The sequence below is a fragment of the Hymenobacter artigasi genome (assembly GCF_012275535.1).
GTDB lineage: Bacteria > Bacteroidota > Bacteroidia > Cytophagales > Hymenobacteraceae > Hymenobacter > Hymenobacter artigasi.
The window spans coordinates 85,122-104,429 of record NZ_JAAVTK010000008.1 but is presented as its reverse complement, the minus strand read 5'-3'; the positions used below and the strand labels follow the sequence as shown (position 1 = coordinate 104,429).

Sequence of the window (19,308 nt, the reverse complement as noted above, 5' to 3'; positions counted from 1 at the left end):
AAAGCGGAGCGAACCATCAGGCCCGCTCCGCTTCAATAGTAGCAGTCAATTAATCTAAAAGCGTGATTACCGGACGATTTCGACCCAGCCCTTGTATGTGCGCTTGGTACCGGCGAAGTCGGCAAACTCTACTTCGGCCAGGTAGAAGTACACACCGTCCACATTCTTCAGCTTGGTGTTGGCTTCGCCCGTGGGCCCGCCGCCGTCCCAGTTGATGAGGATGGGGTCGTCGGACGTGGTGGTATTCTCAAATACCTTGGTGCCCCAGCGGTTGAAGGCCTGGAAGTGGACGCGCCGCACCGGGCTGCTGTTCTTGGGCCGGAACTGGTCGTTGGCCCCGTCGCCGTTGGGCGTGAAGATGTTGGGCAATTTGAAGAACACGCAGTTGTCCTGGCAGGCCACGTTGCTGGTGTCGCTCACCGCCCCGCTGCTGGCAATGGCCTGCAAGGCGTAGCAGCCGCCCGAAAACGCCAGGTTGCCGTGCACGTAGCTGGTGGCGGTGGTGGTGCCCAGTAGCGTGAAGCGGCCCGTGGGCGTGGGCCGGTAATACACCCGGTAGCTCACCGGGGCCGCGTCGCAGCCAGCCGGCGTATTGCCCACCGTCCAGCGCAGGCGGTTGGTATATTTCTCATTCTGACGCGGAAATTCGGACAGATTGGCCAGGCTATCGCAGTTGGTGGGCAGCAGCTTGAGCACCGGCGTACAGGGCGGCGAAATGAGCGTGAGGCAGCGCTCCTGACTGCGGTTCAGCAGCGAGCTCAGGAAGGCAAAGCCCGGGTAGCGGCCGTTGGTTTCTACGTAGTAGCAATAGTTCTGGCCCTTCACCAGTGCGGGGTCGCGGTCGGCATAAGTGCCGCCAGCGGCGGTAGAAGTTGCCGTGCCGATGCGTACGTAAGCCCCGGTATTGCCGGTGCGGCGGTAGATGGCAGTAGGCTGCGTGGCGTTATCCCAGGGCACATTATACGTCCAGCTTACCGTGATGGCCGAGGCGGCCACGTTGGCCGGCAGGGCATTCACGCGCACGCTGCTGGCCGTGGGCGAAATCTCGCTGATGGGTGTGGCCAGGGCCTGCACAAACTCCAGCTTGTAGGTGTACTGCTTGTTCTGGGTGTCGAGGCCCAAGTCTACGTAGCTCGTATCGGTTAGGGCCGTGAAGGGGCCGTGGGCCACCGGCACGAAGTCAGCGGCGGCGGGGGTCAGCCCCTCGGCCCGCGACAGGTTGTAGCGCACCGCGCTGGCAAACGTGCCCCCGCCGGTGGGGCGAGGCTGGGTCCAGCGCACGGCAATCTGGCCGGTGGTGGCGCTGGTGGTGGCCACGTCCACGTTGGTCAGCAGCGCCCCCCGGCCCGATACCTGGGCGCAGGCCTCGTTCGAGGCGATGCTCTCGCCCCCGGCCGGCAGCGGGAAGTCGGCATAAATGCGGTAGCAGTAGTTCTGGCCCCGGTCCAGGCCGCGGTTGGTGTTGGTAGCGTCCGTGTTCAGGTCTGTAAACGTGGTCACGTTGGGTCCCACCTTGCCAATGCGCACGTAGCCCGACGAGGCCGGAATACCCGTTTCGCACGTTGCCGGCGCGGGTCCCGGGTTCACCTTGCGGTAGATGTAGAAGTTGGCCGCGTTAGCACAGGTGTAGGTGTCCCAGTTCAGCACCATGCTGTTGAGGCCGCCCGGGGCCGCCGTGGGCGTAGCGCGCAGGTTCTGGGGCGGCGGCCCTACTACCGTGATGCGCCAGGTTTTCTCGTCTATCAGCGCGGGGTTGGTGTTGGAGGGCAAAACGGGGTTGTCCTGAGCCTTGAACACGACCAGATATGGCACCTTGGCGATGTTGTTGCAAGCAGTCTGCCAGCTGAAGGAGCCGACGGCCTGCGGTGGGCCGGATGCGGTTTGGCGGAAGGTGGCCGGCGGAATAATGCCGCTGTAGGCAAATAGCGTGATAGGCGACTGCGGACTGCTGGGCGTAGCTCCGTCCACGGCCGTTACCGTGCCCGTTATCCGCTGCCCGGCCACCACGCAGATGTCCTGCGGAATGGTAATGGTGGGGCGGATATTGACCGAGGCCGTCACGATTATCTGCATGTCGCGAATCACGCGGCCAATGAGCCGACGCCCCAGCGGCACACGCCGCCATTCTTCCACTTCAAACGCGATGTTGTAGAAGCCCACTGCCACGGGCGCATTCCAGGTAATCTGACCGGTATTTACGTCCTGCACAAAAATGGCGTCGGCATCAACCACACCTGCCGGCACACCGCCGTAGGCTACCTGCACGGCGCGGGGGTTGCCGGCGGTAATGGCCTGGTCGCTGGGAAAGCGAAAATTCGGCACCGACCTCGGCACGGGCGTATTGTTACCTGTACCAGCCCCCGGGCCCGTGCACGGAAAGCCGCCCACTGTGCCGCGAATGCCAGCCGGCACCTGCTGGCTGGCCATGAGGTGGAAAGCCAGCGAATCCTGGTCGGCATCGTATGCCCCGGGGTTGTGCAGAAACACCTGGCCCGTGGCCGCTTTGTCGATGGCCGGAGCCGTGAATACGGGCGAGCGGTTCAGCCCCAGCGCCGGGTCGATGTAAACGTAGGTTCGGATGTAGAACGACTGGCTTTTTGAGTCGCTCATGTTCACCACACCGTCGTTGCGGTTTTCGCCGATAAACTCAACGTTGTAGCCGCCCGTTGCCGGGTAAATATGCTCGAAATAATAAATATTAACGCTCGTATCGGTGTTGCCCGGAATGGCCCGTTTCACGGCACGCGGAATGCCATCGATGCAGCTGGAGGTGCCATCGCCAAAGAAGATGGTGGCCGCCGGCTGGTCCACCGGCGAGCTGTTGTCGGTGTAAAGCACCATCTTAAAAAAGATGCGGCGCGGGTTGGCGGGCGACGTGGTGTCTACTTTGGCCTGAATGTCGCCGGCGCGCAGGTGCGATGCCTGAGCAGCATTCGGGCGCAGGCTCAGCCCCGTCATCATGAGCAGCAGCATCAGCGCCATCCGCGCCCCGGCCCCACCCCGGAGTAGAAAAGATTGTATCATATAATGTTGAACGGAAGAAAGAAAAATCGTTAGCCTTACGCTGATTCGGGTCTCAAGGGCGAGCCCGGCAGCGCGAAGCTATACGAGAAGTAACGGGAGAAAGAAAAGTTACGCCTTGTTTGGCCGAAAGGGCATCGGCCACCGGCCGCACCCAGCGGGTTGCTTACGCCAGATAGCCCCGCAAAAACCGCTCCGAGCAGGGCAGTTTTTGCGGGGCTATCAGTATATTAATCCAGCCAACCGCCAGCGTTAGCGGATAATTTCAACCCAGCCCTTATACGTACGCTTGGTATTGGCAAAGTCGGCGAACTCCACCTCGGCCAGGTAGAAATACACGCCATCGCTCACTTTAGCACTGTTGCCGTTGCCCGATTCGCCCGTGGGCCCGCCACCGTCCCAGTTGATGAGCACCGGGTCGTCGGCCGTGGTGGTATTCTCAAATACCTTGGTACCCCAGCGGTTGAAGGCCTGGAAGCGAATGCGCCGCACCGGGCTGTTGTTCTTGGGCCGGAACACCGAGTTCTGCCCGTCGCCGTTGGGCGTGAAGATGTTGGGCAGCTTGAAAAACAGGCAATTATCCTGGCAAGCCACGTTGCTCGTGTCGCTCACCGCGCCGCTGGCCACCACGGCCTGCAAGGCGTAGCACCCACCCGAAAACGCCAGGTCTGAATGCACAAAGCTGGTGGCCGAGGTGGTGCCCAGCAGGGCGAAGCGCCCCGTAGGCGTGGGCCGGTAGTACACCCGGTAGCTGATGATATTGGCATCGCAGCCGGCGGGCGTGGTGCCCACCGTCCAACGCAGGCGGTTGGTGTAGCGCTCGCGCAGGCCCGGGAACTCGGGCAGGTTGGCCAGGCTGTCGCAATTGGTGGGCAGCAGCGTGAGCACCGGCGTGCAGGGCGGCGAGTTGAGCGTGAGGCACTGCACCTGGCTGCGGTTCAGCAGCGAGCTTAGGAAGGCGAAACCGGCATAGCTGCCTTCGGTCTGCACGTAGTAGCAATAGCTCTGGCCCTTTGCCAGCGTGGGGTCGCGGTCGGTAAATGTGCCGCCGGTAGCGCCCGTGGGGGCGGTGCCCACCTGCACCAGCGCCCCGGTAGTCCCGGTGCGGCGGTAAATAGTCACCGGCTTGCCCGCATTATTCCACGGCACCTGATAGGTCCAGCTCAGGGTGATGGCCGTGGGCGGGTTGTTGGGCAGCGCCGTGAGGCGCACGCTGCTGGCCGTAGGCGAGGCCTCGGTGAGCGTGGCACCCTGGCCCGGGGCGAAGGTGCGCACAAACTCCAGCTTGTAGGTGTACTGCTTGTTCTGGGTATCGAGCCCTAAGTCTACATAGCTCGTATCGGTAAGCGCCGTGAACGGCCCGTGCGCCACCGGCACAAACGCCGTGGCCAGCGGGTTAAGCCCCTCGGCCCGCGACAGCAGATACGATGGCGTGCCCGTGAACGTGCCCCCGCCAATGGGGCGGGGCTGGGTCCAGCGCAGGGCCATCTGGCCGGTGGTGGTGCTGGTGGTGGCCACGTCCACGTTGGTCAGCATGGCCCCCCGGCCCGATACCTGGGCGCAGGCCTCGTTCGAGGCGATGCTCTCGCCCCCGGCCGGCAGCGGGAAGTCAGCGTAAATGCGGTAGCAGTAGTTCTGGCCCCGGTCCAGGCCCCGCGTGGTACCGGTAGCGGGGTCCACGTTCAGGTCGGTGAAGGTGGTGGCACCGGGCGCTACCGTGCCAATACGCACGTAGCCCGCCGAGGCGGGAATGCCGGTATCGCACGGCCCGGGCGTGAACGTGGAGGGGTTCACCTTGCGGTAGATGTAGATGCGGGCCGCGTTGGCGCAGGTGTAGGCGTCCCAGGTCAGCACCATGCTGTTGAGGCCGCCGGCTGCCGCCGTAGGCGTGGCGCGCAGGCTTTGGGGCGGTGGGCCTACTACCGTAATGCGCCAGGTTTTCTCGTCTATCAATATCGGCGCGGGGGCCGTGGGGCTGTCCTGGGCTTTGAATACCACCTGGTAGGGCAGTCCGGCCACATTGCTGCAATTCGTCTGCCACTGGAAGGTGCCAGCGGCCTGGGGCGGGCCGGTCGTGGTTTGCCGGAAAGTGGCGGGCGGGAAAATTCCGCCGTAGGCAAACAGCGTAATCGGCGTTTGGGGGCTGCCGGCAGCTGCGCCGTCCACGGCGGTCACACTGCCGGTCACGGTTGTCCCGGCCACCACGCAAATGTCGGACGGAATGGTCAGGGTCGGCCGCAGGTTGTTGGTGGCAACGATGGCAATCTGCATATCCCGAATCACCTCGCCGATGAGCCGACGCCCCAACGGCGTGCGCCGCCATTCTTCCACCACCATCGCCACGTTGTAGAGGCCGGCCGCCACGGGGGCGTTCCAAGTAATCTGGCCGGTGTGCACGTCCTGCACAAATATGGCGGGGTTGCCACCGGTGGGGTCGGCCGGCACCCCGCCGTAGGGCACGGTCAGGGGGTTGGCCGCAATGGCAGGGTCGTTGGGATATTTAAAATCGGGCACCGTTACCGGTCGGGGCGAGTTGTCGCCGGTGGCACCGGGGCAGGGTGGGCCGATAATGGTAGAGGCCAGCCGGGGCTCCTTCTGGCTGGTGCGCAGGTGAAAGGCCAGCGAATCCTGGTCGGCATCGTATGCCGCCGGGTTGTGCAAAAACACCTGCCCCATGCCTCCCTTGTCAATGGCCGGAGCCGTGAGCACCGGCGAATGATTCAACCCCAGGGCCGGGTCGATAGTGATTTTGGTGCTGATGTAGAACGACTGGTCGAGTGGGTTGCTCATGTTGATGACACCCCCGTTGCGGTTTTCGCCCACAAAGCTGACCGTGTAGCTGCCCGTGGCCGGATAAGTGTGCTCGAAGTAATAAATACTGAGCGCCGTATCGGTGTTGCCGGGAATGGGCAGCCGCCCCCCCTGCCGGGCAATGCCCGGATTACAGCTCGACGTGCCATCGCCAAAGAAAATAACCGCGTTGGGCTGGTCTACCGAATTTGCCCCCCGGCTGATGTCGAGGTACAGAATCATCTTAAAAAAGATGCGTCTCGGGTTTGGGCTGGCCGTGGTATCAACCTTGGCCTGAATGTCGCCCGCCCGGATGTGGGTGGCCTGGGCCACCTCGGGCCGCAGGCCCAACCCTACCAGCAGCACCATCAACAGCAGCGCCGTCCGCGCCAGCGTGCCAGCCCTCGGAATAGTAAACTGTACCATACCAACTAATTTACAAGAAAAGGAAACCGCGATGCAGGCACGGGCACCCGGCAAGAAAGCCGGCCGCTGAATTCGACTTCATCAGCTGTTACTATTTGCCAATAGCTAACATCAGCACGCCCGTGCGTGTTAACGATGCCGGGCGCGGATAGATTCACCACGCCCCCGCAATGTTTTTCGGCCTGCCTCTCCTTGCAAGAATCGGGCCCGCCCGTTGCCCGGTTAGCGGGTGGGGGCTACCTTTGAGCAACCTAAACACACCTCTTCACTTCCCTAGTTTGGCTACTTTATGAGTTGGATAACAAAAACCTTAACCAGCAGCATCGGCCGGAAGATAATTATGTCCGCTACGGGCCTGTTTCTGTGCACGTTCCTGGTAGTTCACCTGGTTGGCAACTTGCAGTTATTCAAGCACGACCAGGGCGCGGCCTTCAATACCTACTCCCACTTCATGGGCACCAACCCCATCATCCGCACCATCGAGTGGGGCCTGGTGCTGGGTTTCGGCTTCCATATTTTTGAAGCCTTCGCGCTCACCCGCCGCAACAAAGCCGCCCGTGGCACGCAGGGCTACGTGAGCAACCACTCGGAGCAAAACAGCGAGTGGACCTCGCGCAACATGGGCATTCTGGGTAGCATCATCCTGATTTTCCTCATTGTTCACCTCTACAACTTCTTCTGGCGCGCCCGCTTCGCCGGCGACCTGCCCCGCATGGGCGGTGCCGACCCGCTGACCAGCGACTACGACAACCTGTACCTGGCCGTGGTATCGTCGTTCCACATCTGGTGGTACGTGCTGCTGTACGTGGCTGCTCAAATCAGCCTTGGCTACCACTTGTGGCACGGCTTCCGCTCGGGTTTTCAGACCCTGGGCCTGAACCACCGCAAGTACACCCCGCTCATCAAGTACGTAGGCTATGGCTTTGCCGTGTTGGTATCGGCGGGCTTTGCCTCCATGCCCCTCTACTTTTTCCTGTTCACCGATGCGCAGGGAGAAATGGCCGCCAACGCCCCCGCTTTTCTGCACACCGTGGCTTCGGCTTTTTAATTGATTAGGAGCGATAAAACTCGCCTAACGCGCTAACACCTGCGGCGTTTCGCTGTTATCTTATTGCTCCATCACTCAGTCATTCAATCACTCCGTCGCTCTATGCTGTTGGATTCCAAAATTCCCGAAGGCTCCCTCGCCGAAAAATGGGACAAGCACAAGTTTAACGTCAAGCTCGTGAACCCCGCCAACAAGCGGAAATACGACGTGATTGTGGTCGGCACGGGCCTGGCTGGTGCTTCGGCCGCCGCCTCGCTGGCCGAGTTGGGCTACAACGTGAAAGCCTTCACGTACCACGATTCGCCCCGTCGCGCGCACTCCATCGCCGCGCAGGGCGGCATCAACGCCGCCAAAAACTACCAGAACGACGGCGACTCCGTGTTCCGCCTGTTCTACGACACCATCAAGGGGGGCGACTACCGCTCCCGCGAGGCCAACGTGTACCGCCTGGCCCAGGTATCGGTCAATATCATTGACCAGTGCGTGGCGCAGGGTGTGCCTTTTGCCCGCGAATACGGCGGCCTGCTGGCCAACCGCTCATTCGGTGGTGCCCAGGTAAGCCGAACGTTCTACGCCCGGGGCCAGACTGGCCAGCAGCTGCTGCTGGGAGCCTACTCGGCCCTGAGCCGTCAGATTGCCTACGGCAAGGTGAAGATGTACACCCGCTCGGAAATGCTCGACGTGGTGATTGTGGATGGGCAGGCGCGCGGTATCGTGACGCGCAATACCATCACGGGCGAGATTGAAACCCACGCCGCCCACGCGGTAGTGCTGGCCACGGGTGGCTACGGCAACGTGTTCTACCTGAGCACCAACGCCATGTACTGCAACGTGACCGCCGCTTGGCGGGCGCACAAGCGGGGTGCCTATTTCGCCAACCCCTGCTTCACGCAGATTCACCCTACCTGCATCCCGGTGTCGGGCGACTACCAGTCGAAGCTCACGCTGATGTCAGAATCGCTCCGCAACGACGGCCGCGTGTGGGTACCCAAAACGGTGGAAATGGCCGAGCGCGTGCGCCAGAACCAAATCAAGCCGCAGGACATTCCCGAGGACGAGCGCGACTACTTCCTGGAGCGTAAGTACCCGGCTTTCGGCAACCTGGTGCCACGCGACGTGGCTTCGCGCAACGCCAAGATGATGTGCGATGAAGGACGCGGTGTGGGCAGTACCGGCCTGGCCGTGTACCTCGATTTCTCCGACATCATCAAGCGCACCAGCGCCGAGGCGGTGAGCCAGAAGTACGGCAACCTGTTTGCCATGTACGAGAAAATCACCGACGAAAACCCCTACGAGCGGCCAATGCGCATTTACCCGGCCGTGCACTACACCATGGGTGGCCTGTGGGTTGACTACAACCTGCAAACCAGCGTACCCGGCCTGTATGCTGCCGGCGAGTGCAACTTCTCGGACCACGGCGCCAACCGCCTCGGTGCTTCGGCCCTGATGCAGGGCTTGGCCGATGGTTACTTCGTAATCCCCTACACCATTGGTGATTACCTGGCCAGCACGCCGCCCAAGCCGGTGGACACCAACCACCCCGCCTTTGCCGAGTCGAAAGCCTACGTGCAGGCCCGCACCGAGCAGCTGCTCAACATCAAGGGCAACCGTACCCCCGATGAGTTCCACAAAGAGTTGGGCCTCATTATGTGGGAATACTGCGGCATGGCCCGCACCGCCGAAGGCCTGCGCCACGCCAAAGCCGAGATTCAGAAAATCAAGAAGGCTTTCTGGAGCGACGTGAAAGTGGTGGGTACCGGCGAGGAAATGAACCAGGCACTGGAGAAAGCCGGCCGCGTAGCCGACTTCATCGAACTCGGCGAGCTGATGGTGGACGACGCCCTGGACCGCAACGAAAGCTGCGGCGGTCACTTCCGTGAAGAGTACCAGACCCCCGAAGGCGAGGCCCTGCGCGACGACGAAAACTACGCCTACGTGGCGGCCTGGGAGTATCAGGGCGAAAACCAGCCCGAGAAGCTTAACAAGGAAGAATTGACTTTCGAAAACGTGAAGCTGACCCAGCGCAGCTACAAGTAATTAATTAATAATTATGAATTAATAATTAGGAATTGAGAATTGGCAAAAAATTAAATGCGCTAATTCTCAATTCCTAATTATTAATTATTAATTCAAAAAAATGGCCGGTTCCAACCCCAACGCTAAACCGATGAATCTGACCCTGAACGTATGGCGGCAGCCCAACCGCCAGGCGCAGGGGAAAATTGTGGAGTACCACGTGAAGGACATTTCGCCCGATATGTCGTTCCTGGAAATGCTCGATGTGCTGAACGAGGACCTGCTGCGCGGCGGCCAGGACCCGGTGGCTTTCGACCATGACTGCCGCGAGGGCATTTGTGGCTCGTGCGACCTGTTCATCAACGGCCGTTCGCATGGTCCAGAGAAGGGCACCACTACCTGCCAACTGCACATGCGCAAGTTCTCGGATGGCGATACCATCACCATCGAGCCCTGGCGCGCATCGTCGTTCCCCGTGAACAAAGACCTGAGCGTGGACCGCTCGGCGTTCGACCGCATCATTCAGGCGGGCGGTTACGTGAGCGTGAACACCGGCGGCGCACCCGACGGCAACGAGATTCCGATTCCGAAGGAAATTTCGGACCGTGCTTTCGAGGCGGCTACCTGCATCGGCTGTGGTGCCTGTGTAGCGGCTTGCAAAAACGCCTCGGCCATGCTGTTCGTTTCGGCCAAAGTTTCGCAGCTGGCGCTGCTGCCCCAGGGCCATGTGGAGCGCAAAACCCGCGTCGAAAATATGGTGGCTCAGATGGACAAGGAAGGTTTTGGTGCCTGCACCAACATCGGCTCGTGTGCGGCTGAGTGCCCGGTGGGGATTTCGCTGGAGAACATCGCCATCCTGAACCGCGAGTTCCTGGCGGCTAAGGCTACGTCGAATAACCTGGCGTAAGGCAGATAAAGCGTAAGCAACCGAAAGCCCCGGCAGTCGTGCGACTGCCGGGGCTTTCGGTTGTAGGGTGCGGGGCTTGCCCCCGCCCGTCGTCGAACGGCTCATTCACAGACGTTCAACGGCGGGCGGGGACAAGCCCCACACCCTACTGCACTTCTAGGCTGTTACGGCATCAAGCGCCTTCATATCCTCGGCGGAGAGGTGAATGTCAGCCGTTTTCATGTTCTCTTCCAGGTGCTTTACTTTGGAAGTGCCGGGGATGAGCAGGATGTTGGGCGAGTGATGCAGGAGCCAGCTCAGGGCAATCTGCTGGGGCTTTACGCCGTGTTTGGCAGAAATCTGGTCAAGGGCCTTGAGTGCGTCGGCATTGCCGCCGCCCAGCGGGAACCAAGGGATGAAGGCGATGTTCTGCTCGCGGGTGTAAGTGAGCTCGGCTTCCCACTTGCGGTTTTCGACGCTGTACATGTTCTGCACCGACACGATGGGCACGAATTCCTGGGCCTTTTTGATGTCGGCTACGCTTACTTCGGACAAACCGATGTGCTTGATACGGCCGTCCTCCTGCGCCTTTTGCAGGAATTTCAGGGTATCCTCGAAGGGTACGTTGGGGTCGATGCGGTGGAGTTGGTAGAGGTCAATCTGTTCCACCTTCAGGCGCTTCAGGCTGCCGTTGAGGACTTCTTCGAGGTGCTTGGGGCTGGCATCGATGGGCCACTCGTTGGGGCCGGTGCGGAGCAGGCCGCCTTTGGTGGCAATCACCACGTCTTTGACGTAGGGATGCAGGGCTTCGGCAATCAACTCCTCCGACACGTTGGGGCCGTAGCTGTCGGCGGTATCAATGAAGTTGACGCCCAGCTCCACGGCCCGCTTCAGCACGCGGATGGATTCGTCGTGGTCGGCGGGCGGGCCCCAGATGCCTTCGCCGGTGATGCGCATGGCACCATAGCCGAGGCGGTTGACAGTGAGGTCGCCGCCGATGGCGAAGGTAGCGGGGTAAGTAGTAGCGGTGGCAGTGGTATCGGACATGAAAACTGGTTTGAGATGAAATGCCCCGGCACAAATAATAGCGGGGTGGTTTATAAGACGTTTAAAAGACAGATTTGTTTTATTTGGGCAGGAACCGTGGGATAGCGCGGGCGGGTGGGCACCAGCCGGATTACCCCGCAGCAGTGCCGTTACTTTGTCGCGTGCCCCTGCCCTCCGACCGTCGCCTGCCGCTTCTCTACGCCATTATTCTTGTTGATGTGATTGTGGGGGCGGCGGTGGGGCCGGTGCTGCCGGAGTTTGTACGGGGCCTGCCCCAGCCGCAGCTGTGGCTGAGCGTGGGCACGGGCATTTTCCTGGGGGTGCAGCTGTTTTCGGCTCCGCTGCTGGGGCGGCTGGGCGACGGCTACGGGCGGCGGTCCATTTTCATTCTTTCGGCGGTAGGCACGCTGCTGGCTAATATGTTGCTACTGCCGGTGCGGGCGGGGCTGTACTTCGCAAACCGGGTTTCCGACGGCCTCACCAACGGCATGTACGCCACGGTGCGCTCGGCCATTACCGATATTTCCCCGCCCGAGCGGCTGTTTCGCAACCTTGGCATCGAAGGCGCAATTATCTCGCTGGGCTTTGTGCTGGGGCCCATGGCGGCGGGGCTGATGCTGACGTTTCTGGCGGTGCCGCCAGGCCAGCAGGCCACCTACGTGGTGCGCCTGGCCGTGGCGCTGGCCGCCCTCAACGTGCTGCTGAGCGTGTGGCTGCCCGAAACGCACGCCGGACGCGGGGGCGTGCGCGGGGCCGAGCTACGGGCCGAGCTGAGCCTCGCCATCAACCCGCTCACGCTCTGGGCACGGCTGCGCGAAAAGAACGGGCAGAACCCTGGCGTGCGGCGCATCGTGCTCACGCAGGTAGCGCTTACGCTCAGCACGGGCTATTATTTCTACTTTGTACCCTTCGCCAGTCTGGGGCCGCTGCACCTCGATGCGCGGCAAATTTCCTACTTCTTCATGTACTTCGGGGCGCTGAGCGTGGGGCTGAATTACGTATTCTACACCTATTTTGCCGACCGCATTAACCAGCGCCGGGCCATTGTGTGGCTGGCCGCGCTGGGCGCCCCGGTACTGGCCGGCTACGGCCTGATGGGCACCTCCAAGCTGGCGCTGTATGTGCTCGTCACGCTGGACTGCTTCACGCTTTCGCTCATTCAGGGCTTGCTGGAAGGCCGCCTGGCCCGCCACACCACCGAGGCCGACCGGGGCGAAATCTTCGGGTTGAACCAGGCTTTTCAATCCCTGGCCAGCTTCGGCACGGCGCTGGTATTCGGGGGCTTATCGGTGCTGGATTTGCGGCTGCCGTGGGCATGGTTTGCGCTGTGCCTGGGGGCAGTAGCCGTGCTGGCGGCTACGGATAGCGAAGGCCGGAAACGCGGGTAAGGCACGGGTTGCTATATTGCCATATCAGGGAATTATTGTTTTTTCACTTTTAGCTGATTTCCTGATTCCGGCCTGGCACTCTCCGCTTCCTGCGGGCGTTTGGGGTGAACTGGTTTCATTACTGCTAATTACCGCTCTCATGAGGCACTTTTCCGTTGCGATTAAGCTGGCTTTGCTATTGACTGCTACCACCGTGCGAGCCCAGCAGCCGGCAGCGGCTAAGCCATCACCGCAGGCCGATGAGCTGGATTGCCGGGTGCTGACCGGCCGGGTAACCGACCCGTTTGCGTACCCGCTCACGGGGGCCACCATCATGCTGCGGCATCCCGGGCAGGGCCTCAGCCCCGATGCGTTCAGCACCAACGCCGAGGGGCACTACATCATCACATCGAAGCAGCCCATTGCCCGCAATACCATTATGGAAATCAACGCCCTGGGCTACAGCAGCCTGGAGCTGCCCCTGACCAACTGCCAGCCGCTCGACATCACCCTGACCCCACTGGCCAGCCCCTACGCCAAACCCAAAGGCCGCAACAAAAAGCTCCCCGGCAACGGCAAGGTGCGTTAGCCTGGGGCGGGCCGGAAAAGAGCCTGTTTTATTTCAGAGCCCCACTCTATTGCCCCGAACCTATTGCCCGAACCGGGTAGCCGCTCAGGCAGCTATGGTAGCCGCACCGTCCTGCGTTGGGCACCCCTTTCTTTTCGCGTCAGCAGGTTGCTTTGCCGAGGCTATTTCCGGCAAAGTGATACTATTATCCAATTGGCCGTAACCAGCAGCCATCCCAACCGGTTAGCAACACGGTTTCCATTGTTAGTTAGCCCATTCTTGTTTTGATTACCATTCTCGCGGGCACCAACCGGCCCCATTCGCGCGCCCGCCGCATTGCCGACTACTACCGCAACCTGCTCACGGAACTGGGGGACGAAAGCCAGATTCTGGACCTGGCCGAGCTGCCGGCCGATTTCGTTGCCACGGCGCTGTATGCCAACGCCGGCACGCACCCGGAGTTCAACCGCCTGGCCGCCATGCTCGATGCCAGCGCAAAGGTGGTCATCATCGTGCCCGAGTACAACGCCTCGTTTCCCGGCGTGCTGAAGGCGTTTATCGACGGCCTCACTTACCCCAGCGGCCTTCAGGGCAAAAAGGCAGTATTGGTGGGCCTGAGCAGCGGCGGCCAAGGCGGCCTGCTGGCCATGGCCCACCTCACCGACGTGCTGATGTATCTCGGCACCACGGTATTGCCCCAGCGCGTGCGCCTGCCCTTCATCAATCAGGATTTGAACGCCGAGCACGGCCTCAACCACGACCTGTCGCGCCAGCTGCTGCGCGAGCAGGCAGTGGCACTGCTGGCGTCTTAAGTAGTCGTACGACAATAACCGTATGCTCCGGTCTGACCGCCCTAGGCGGTCTGACCGGTTGTCGTTAAACCGAAATCGCTGGTGCTTCAACCGGTCAGACCGTCTAGGGCGGTCAGACCGGCGCTTGCGCCAACCAGTCGCTTACTTATTGCTGCATAGCTCCCTGGCAACCCGCACCCCATCATTGCCAGGCGGCACTCAGTTCCGCATGGGTCGCCTCCACTTGTTGGCGCTCGTAGGCGTAGGGCAGGGTGGCCACGGCACCGGCCAGGAGTAGGCCGGCCTGCTCGCGCAGAATGTGCCGGCGCTCGGGCAGGGTAGTCTGGCCGCCGATGAGGGCCAGGGCGCACAGCATTCGGCGCAGCACGGCCGGATTGTTCAGGGCATTAGCACGAATCAAATCGAAGGCCAGGCGGATGTAATCGTCGAAATCGGGCACTTTCACCAATACGCGCAGGTGCTGGCCGTCGGAGCGCAGGGGGCTGGGGAAGTCGCGGCGGGCCAGCCGGCCGCCCAGCTCGCCCAGGTAATCGATGGCCATGATGGCCGTGGTAGTGTCGTTCACGGCCGGCGAGAGGGCTTTGAGCGCAACATCGACCAATTGCTGGAGTCCAAAGGCCACATCCTGCGCCGGATTGCGGTGCCGGCCAATGCCCACGTAGCGCATCAGGTCGTCGGGCCAGTCGGCGGGAGTCTCGTCGGCGTCGGGAGCGGCGGCGCGCTCCATCCCGGCCCGCACGCCAAACAGCGGCTGGCCCTCGCCCACAAAGCCACCCACCGGCACATTGATGCGGACCACGGTGCGGTGCCGTTGCGCCCAGCGCAGGAGGCCGTCGGCATCGATGCGCTGGAGGTAGCCGGCCGTGTCGGACGGCACCGCGTGCCAGCCGTGCCGGGCCACGAAGGCCTGGGCCGCCGCCTGCTCGGCCTCGGGCACGGGCTGGCCAATGCGGTCCGGGAAAAGCACCTCAATCTCCGCCTCGGTTTCGAGCGCGATGTTACGCAGCAGGGTGCCGGTTTGCAGGGCCTCGGCTACGTGGTGCACGAAATACACCAGCGCGCCCACGCCGCCCAGGGCCAGTACCAGGCCCACCAGCACGGCCGTGGTGGGCACAAACTGTGGCAAACCCACCTGGTGGCCGCCCACCACCGAGCGAATAGTGCCCAACACCACTAGGCAGTAAGTAAACACGCTCACGAAATAGCCCAGCACCACTTGGTTCACCCGGTCGCGCATGAAGTTGCGCAGCGCCCGGGGCGAATATTGGTTACTGACCTGCGCCAGCGCCGCCAGCAGCAGCGAAAACGTGAGGGCGGCCACCGTCAGCATAGAGCCCGCAATGGCCGACAGCATCCCGCTGGCCCCGCCCGCATCAATGCCAAACAGCAGCGGCAGCCGCCGCAGGCCCTGCACGCTGCTGGCCTGGTCAAACTGCACTACGCTATAGGCCAGCCCGAATGAGGCCAGCACCATCAGGGCGGGCACGAACCAGAGCGACTCACGCAGCGGCTGCCACGCCTGCCGCAGGTAAAACGTAAGGGATGGGCCAGTAAAACGAGACATAGGGCAGGTTATTTAGGCTTTTACCTCCGCTTCGCTATCCAGCGTGGCCGCCTGCCGCACCAGTACCCGCCGAAATACCACCCGAAGTGTGAAATACAGCACTGCTACCAGTGGCACCATGGCCCCAGCCCACAGCAGCAGCGCGCCCAGCTCGGCCCGCCACAGGAGCTTGCCCACCGCGGCCCAGCCTTCGAGGGCGATGAGCTGGCGCAGGCTGGCTACCGTGAGGTTCGCCACTTTATCGCCCTGGCCCATGATAACGGCCCCGGCGCGCAGAAACGGAATAAACAGCGCCAGCTGAAAAAACGTCATCAGGTGCGTGGCCAGCTGCATGGCGGCCACGTTGAGGCGCAGGCGCAGGGCCACGGCGGCGCTCAGCACGGTGGTGATGCCGAAGGCAGGCACCAGCCCAATGGCCACGCCCAGCCCCACGGTGAGGGCCAGCTGCTGGGGCGAGAGGCCGGCCTTGAGCAGGTCCAGCAAGGGGTCGAGCACGCGGCGGCGCAGCCAGGAACGCGGTGGGACTACTGGCGGCAATTGGGTTTCGGAAGGCGACATACAGAAATATAACGGGGCCGAAAGCCGGGCCGCACGGCAGCCCGTACCTTCGTCGGGGGCTTTCCTCATACGGCGGTGGCCCGCAATGTTGCCCCACGGGTATTTATGACAAAGTTAGATTCCCCGGTCGAGTTGCCGGGTCCGTGGTGGCGCGAGCTGCCCATTCTGCTGCACCGCGCCGCCCGCGAGCTGGGCCAGAACGACCCGCTGCGGCTGGGCGCGGCCACGGCGTTTTTCACCTCGTTTGCCCTGCCGCCCATCCTCATCATTCTGGTGCAGCTGCTGAGCTCGCTCTACCCCTCGTCCATCGTGCGGGTGATGCTGCTGGGCAAGGTGAGCAACCTGGTGGGGGCCCCGGCGGCCGGGCTGGTATCGCAGATTGTGATGAACGTGGCCGACCCCATGCGCAGCCGGCTGGTAACGTGGCTGGGCTTCGCGTTTCTGCTATTTGTGGCCACCACGCTGTTCACCGTCATCCAGCATTCGCTCAATCAGCTCTGGCAAATCCGGCCCAAGCGGGGCACGGGCAAAGTCCTGCAGGCCGTGCGCGAGCGGGTGCGCTCGGGCGGCGTGCTGCTGGCCACGGCGGCGCTCACGCTGCTGGCATTCGGCACCGATGCTGCCCTGAGCTTATTCGCCGAAAGCATCCGCGACTTCGATACCACCTTCACTTATTTCATTGTGCGCGGGCTGAATTCCTTGATTGCCTGGCTCATTCTGGCGGCTTGGTTCGGCGTCACCTTCCGCACCCTGAGTTTGGCCAAGGTGCCGTGGCGGGCCGTCACGCGCGGGGCGGCGCTCACGGCCCTGCTCATCAGCCTGGGCGAAGTGGTGCTGGGCCAGCTGCTGGTAGCCCGCGATTTGGGGCCGGTATACGGCCCCGCCTCCAGCCTGGTGCTGGTGCTGCTGTTCGTGTTTTACTGCGCCATGATATTTTATTTTGGGGCAGCATTTACGAAGGCCTACGCGCACCGCATCGGGCTCGATATCCGGCCCAAGAAATCGGCCGTGCGGTACCGGCTGGTGAATGTGGAGGAGTAACGGGCGGCGACAGGCGGCGGGAAACGCTGGCGCGCGTCTGCGACGCGTGCCGACTAGTGGCGAGCCTGTGGCTCGGGTATAGCGTCAGCAGAACAGCACAATTGCGAGTCGTTCGCCCCCGAGCCACAGGCTCGAACCCAGTCGGCACGCGTCGCTGACGCGCGTCAGCGTTTCGTCAGCAATGCCCTACCTGCCGCAAGCCGTACCTTTGTCCCGTGCAAACTCCTGATACCTCCGCCGCTGCCGGCGCTTCGCCGGCCCAGCCCACGCCCAAGCCCGACCTCCAATTCGCCGATTTCGGCCTCTCCCCCGCCCTGCTGGCCGGTGTGGCCGAGCTGAATTTCACCCAGCCCACCCCCGTGCAACAGCTGGTGCTGGCCCCCGCCCTCGAAGGGCAGGACGTGGCCGGCCAGGCCCCCACCGGCTCGGGCAAAACCGCTGCCTACGGCCTGGCCGTGCTGCAGCAGGTGGATGTGACTTCGGCCACCATGCAGGCTCTGGTGCTGGTGCCCGCCCGCGAGCTGGTGATGCAGGTGCGCGACGCCCTGCGCAGCCTCGGCAAACACATGCCCAACCTGCGCGTGGCCGGCTACTACGGCGGCCACGCCATGCGCGAAGAAGTAAAAGGCCTGCAGCAGATGCCCCACGTAGTTGTGGCCACGCCCGGCCGCATGCTCGACCACCTGGAGCGCCGCACCATTGTGCCCAACCGCCTGAAAGTGCTGGTGCTGGACGAGGCCGACAAGCTGCTGGAACTGGGTTTTCAGGAAGAAATGGCCACCATCATCAGCCGCCTGCCGCAGCGCCGCCAAACGCTGCTGTTCTCGGCCACCATGCCTGATAAGGTGCTGAACCTAGTGCGCGAGTACCTCACCCGCCCTCGGGTGATGAACGTGGGCGGCTCCAACGCCACTACCCTGCCCGAAAGCCTGGTGCTGCGCGGCCACGTCGTGAGCGCCGCCGACCAGAAGCCTGCCGCCCTCTTTCACCTCATCACCCAGCCCACCGCCGGGCGCTCGCTGGTGTTTGCCAACACCCGCGACCGAGTGGAGGAGCTCACCCGCTTCCTGCGCGGCCGGGGCCTGGCCGCCGAGGCCCTGCACGGCAAAATGCTCCAGCCCGAGCGCGACAAGTCCATGATGAAGCTGCGCAACGGCTCGGCTACCGTGCTGGTAGCCACCGACGTAGCCGCTCGCGGCCTCGATGTGAACGAGCTCGACACCGTGGTGCAGTTCGACCCGCCCCACGAAACCGACACCTTCCAGCACCGCGCCGGCCGCACCGCCCGCGCCGGAGCCGTAGGTACCGCCCACCTCATCGTGACGCCCTTCGAGCAGGAAAAAATTAAAAACTGGCCCGCCGCCAGCACCGTGCAGTGGGCCGGCCTGCGCCCGCCGGTGCTGCCCGCTGCCGCTCCCAAAGCCCCGCGCCCCAGCACCGTTACGCTGCACGTATCGGCCGGCAAGAGCGAGAAAATCAGCCGGGGCGACCTCGCCGGGGCCTTCGTGAGCGTGGGCGGCCTGGAGCGCGACGCTGTGGGCCGCATCGAAGTATTCGACCACCACAGCTTCGTGGCCGTGCCCGAGGCGCTGGCCGAGGAAGTGCTGGCGAGGATGCAGGGAGCCAAAGTGAAAGGCAAGAAGGTGAAGGTGGCGCTGATTCGGTAGCACCACCATTTAATTAGGACGTCATGCCGAGCGTAGCCGAGGCATCTCGCATGCAGCAGTAAATCAATCGTTAGGCGAAAGAATTACTGCTGCATGCGAGATGCCTCGGCTACGCTCGGCATGACGTCCTTTTAGTTATCCCCCACCGTTTGAAAATACTTTTCATCTGCAGCCAGAACAAGTGGCGCAGCCTCACTGCCGAGCGTCTTTTTGACGACCACCCGCACTACGAGGCCCGCTCGGCCGGCACCGAGCCGGGGGCGCGGGTGCGCGTCACGGCCGGCCACCTGGGCTGGGCCGAAATCATCTTCGTTATGGAGCGCCGCCACGCCGACCGCCTGCGCGAAAAGTTTGCGTCGGAGCTGCCCGGCAAAACCGTGGTTACGCTGCGCATTCCGGATAAATACCCGTTTGGCGACAGCACGTTGATTGCCCTGCTGCGGGATAAGCTGGCGACGCATTTGCCACTACTTTAGCAGCCGCATCAACTACCCTTT

At 62.7% G+C, this 19,308-nt stretch carries 14 protein-coding genes; 9 read left to right on the top strand and 5 right to left on the bottom strand.

What is annotated here, in order from left to right; genetic code table 11:
• Window positions 1-66: 66 nt before the first annotated feature.
• Both HBN54_RS14040 and HBN54_RS14035 read right to left on the bottom strand, forming a co-directional pair.
• The gene (locus tag HBN54_RS14040) at window positions 67-3,024 is read right to left on the bottom strand and encodes a T9SS type B sorting domain-containing protein (RefSeq protein ID WP_168673847.1); all 2,958 of its coding nucleotides are present in this window, start codon (window positions 3,022-3,024) and stop codon (window positions 67-69) included.
• A gap of 249 nt (window positions 3,025-3,273) precedes the next feature.
• Entirely contained in the window at window positions 3,274-6,237 is a 2,964-nt protein-coding gene (locus tag HBN54_RS14035) for a T9SS type B sorting domain-containing protein (protein ID WP_168673846.1), read from the bottom strand.
• A gap of 289 nt (window positions 6,238-6,526) precedes the next feature.
• On the opposite strand from HBN54_RS14035, the gene HBN54_RS14030 reads away from it, so the two are divergent.
• From HBN54_RS14030 to HBN54_RS14020, 3 genes are all read left to right on the top strand, one after another.
• Window positions 6,527-7,285: a succinate dehydrogenase cytochrome b subunit gene (locus tag HBN54_RS14030; RefSeq protein WP_168673845.1), complete on the top strand. Its 759-nt coding sequence runs from the start codon at window positions 6,527-6,529 to the stop codon at window positions 7,283-7,285.
• A gap of 102 nt (window positions 7,286-7,387) precedes the next feature.
• Window positions 7,388-9,322 (top strand): fumarate reductase/succinate dehydrogenase flavoprotein subunit, encoded by a 1,935-nt coding sequence (locus HBN54_RS14025; protein WP_168673844.1) that lies wholly within the window; start codon window positions 7,388-7,390, stop codon window positions 9,320-9,322.
• Between the two features lie 130 nt (window positions 9,323-9,452).
• The gene (locus HBN54_RS14020) at window positions 9,453-10,208 is read left to right on the top strand and encodes a succinate dehydrogenase/fumarate reductase iron-sulfur subunit (protein ID WP_168673975.1); all 756 of its coding nucleotides are present in this window, start codon (window positions 9,453-9,455) and stop codon (window positions 10,206-10,208) included.
• Window positions 10,209-10,364: 156 nt separating this feature from the next.
• On the opposite strand, the gene HBN54_RS14015 is transcribed toward HBN54_RS14020, so the two are convergent.
• Window positions 10,365-11,234 carry an aldo/keto reductase gene (locus HBN54_RS14015; protein ID WP_168673843.1) on the bottom strand — a complete coding sequence of 290 codons (870 nt, stop codon included), beginning with the start codon at window positions 11,232-11,234 and terminating at the stop codon, window positions 10,365-10,367.
• Window positions 11,235-11,395: 161 nt separating this feature from the next.
• Between HBN54_RS14015 and HBN54_RS14010 the strand changes: the two genes are divergently transcribed.
• The 3 genes from HBN54_RS14010 (at window position 11,396) to HBN54_RS14000 (ending at window position 13,981) form a co-directional block, all read left to right on the top strand.
• The gene (locus HBN54_RS14010) at window positions 11,396-12,622 is read left to right on the top strand and encodes an MFS transporter (RefSeq protein WP_317170223.1); all 1,227 of its coding nucleotides are present in this window, start codon (window positions 11,396-11,398) and stop codon (window positions 12,620-12,622) included.
• Between the two features lie 139 nt (window positions 12,623-12,761).
• Entirely contained in the window at window positions 12,762-13,190 is a 429-nt protein-coding gene (locus HBN54_RS14005; RefSeq protein ID WP_168673842.1) for a carboxypeptidase-like regulatory domain-containing protein, read from the top strand.
• A 263-nt stretch (window positions 13,191-13,453) separates the two neighbouring features.
• Window positions 13,454-13,981, top strand: a complete 528-nt coding sequence (locus HBN54_RS14000; RefSeq protein ID WP_168673841.1) for an NADPH-dependent FMN reductase — start codon at window positions 13,454-13,456, stop codon at window positions 13,979-13,981.
• A gap of 181 nt (window positions 13,982-14,162) precedes the next feature.
• Here the strand turns inward: HBN54_RS14000 and HBN54_RS13995 are convergent, their stop codons facing one another.
• Window positions 14,163-15,545, bottom strand: a complete 1,383-nt coding sequence (locus HBN54_RS13995) for a DUF2254 domain-containing protein (protein ID WP_168673840.1) — start codon at window positions 15,543-15,545, stop codon at window positions 14,163-14,165.
• A gap of 12 nt (window positions 15,546-15,557) precedes the next feature.
• Window positions 15,558-16,103 (bottom strand): DUF2062 domain-containing protein, encoded by a 546-nt coding sequence (locus tag HBN54_RS13990; protein ID WP_168673839.1) that lies wholly within the window; start codon window positions 16,101-16,103, stop codon window positions 15,558-15,560.
• Window positions 16,104-16,208: 105 nt separating this feature from the next.
• On the opposite strand from HBN54_RS13990, the gene HBN54_RS13985 reads away from it, so the two are divergent.
• The 3 genes from HBN54_RS13985 to HBN54_RS13975 all read left to right on the top strand — a co-directional run bounded on the left by HBN54_RS13985 (window position 16,209) and on the right by HBN54_RS13975 (window position 19,287).
• Window positions 16,209-17,144, top strand: coding sequence for a YihY/virulence factor BrkB family protein (locus HBN54_RS13985; RefSeq protein WP_168673838.1), 936 nt, complete (start codon window positions 16,209-16,211; stop codon window positions 17,142-17,144).
• Between the two features lie 215 nt (window positions 17,145-17,359).
• Window positions 17,360-18,811 (top strand): DEAD/DEAH box helicase, encoded by a 1,452-nt coding sequence (locus tag HBN54_RS13980; protein WP_168673837.1) that lies wholly within the window; start codon window positions 17,360-17,362, stop codon window positions 18,809-18,811.
• Between the two features lie 149 nt (window positions 18,812-18,960).
• Window positions 18,961-19,287 (top strand): low molecular weight protein tyrosine phosphatase family protein, encoded by a 327-nt coding sequence (locus HBN54_RS13975; protein ID WP_168673836.1) that lies wholly within the window; start codon window positions 18,961-18,963, stop codon window positions 19,285-19,287.
• Window positions 19,288-19,308 lie beyond the last annotated feature (21 nt).

Coding starts and splice junctions, on each gene's coding strand:
- HBN54_RS13995 (WP_168673840.1), bottom strand. CDS start 15,545: ATGTCTCGTTTTACTGGCCCATCCCTTACGTTTTACCTGCGGCAGGCG.
- HBN54_RS13985 (WP_168673838.1), top strand. CDS start 16,209: ATGACAAAGTTAGATTCCCCGGTCGAGTTGCCGGGTCCGTGGTGGCGC.
- HBN54_RS14020 (WP_168673975.1), top strand. CDS start 9,453: ATGAATCTGACCCTGAACGTATGGCGGCAGCCCAACCGCCAGGCGCAG.
- HBN54_RS14025 (WP_168673844.1), top strand. CDS start 7,388: ATGCTGTTGGATTCCAAAATTCCCGAAGGCTCCCTCGCCGAAAAATGG.
- HBN54_RS14030 (WP_168673845.1), top strand. CDS start 6,527: ATGAGTTGGATAACAAAAACCTTAACCAGCAGCATCGGCCGGAAGATA.
- HBN54_RS14040 (WP_168673847.1), bottom strand. CDS start 3,024: ATGATACAATCTTTTCTACTCCGGGGTGGGGCCGGGGCGCGGATGGCG.
- HBN54_RS14005 (WP_168673842.1), top strand. CDS start 12,762: ATGAGGCACTTTTCCGTTGCGATTAAGCTGGCTTTGCTATTGACTGCT.
- HBN54_RS14015 (WP_168673843.1), bottom strand. CDS start 11,234: ATGTCCGATACCACTGCCACCGCTACTACTTACCCCGCTACCTTCGCC.
- HBN54_RS13990 (WP_168673839.1), bottom strand. CDS start 16,103: ATGTCGCCTTCCGAAACCCAATTGCCGCCAGTAGTCCCACCGCGTTCC.
- HBN54_RS14035 (WP_168673846.1), bottom strand. CDS start 6,237: ATGGTACAGTTTACTATTCCGAGGGCTGGCACGCTGGCGCGGACGGCG.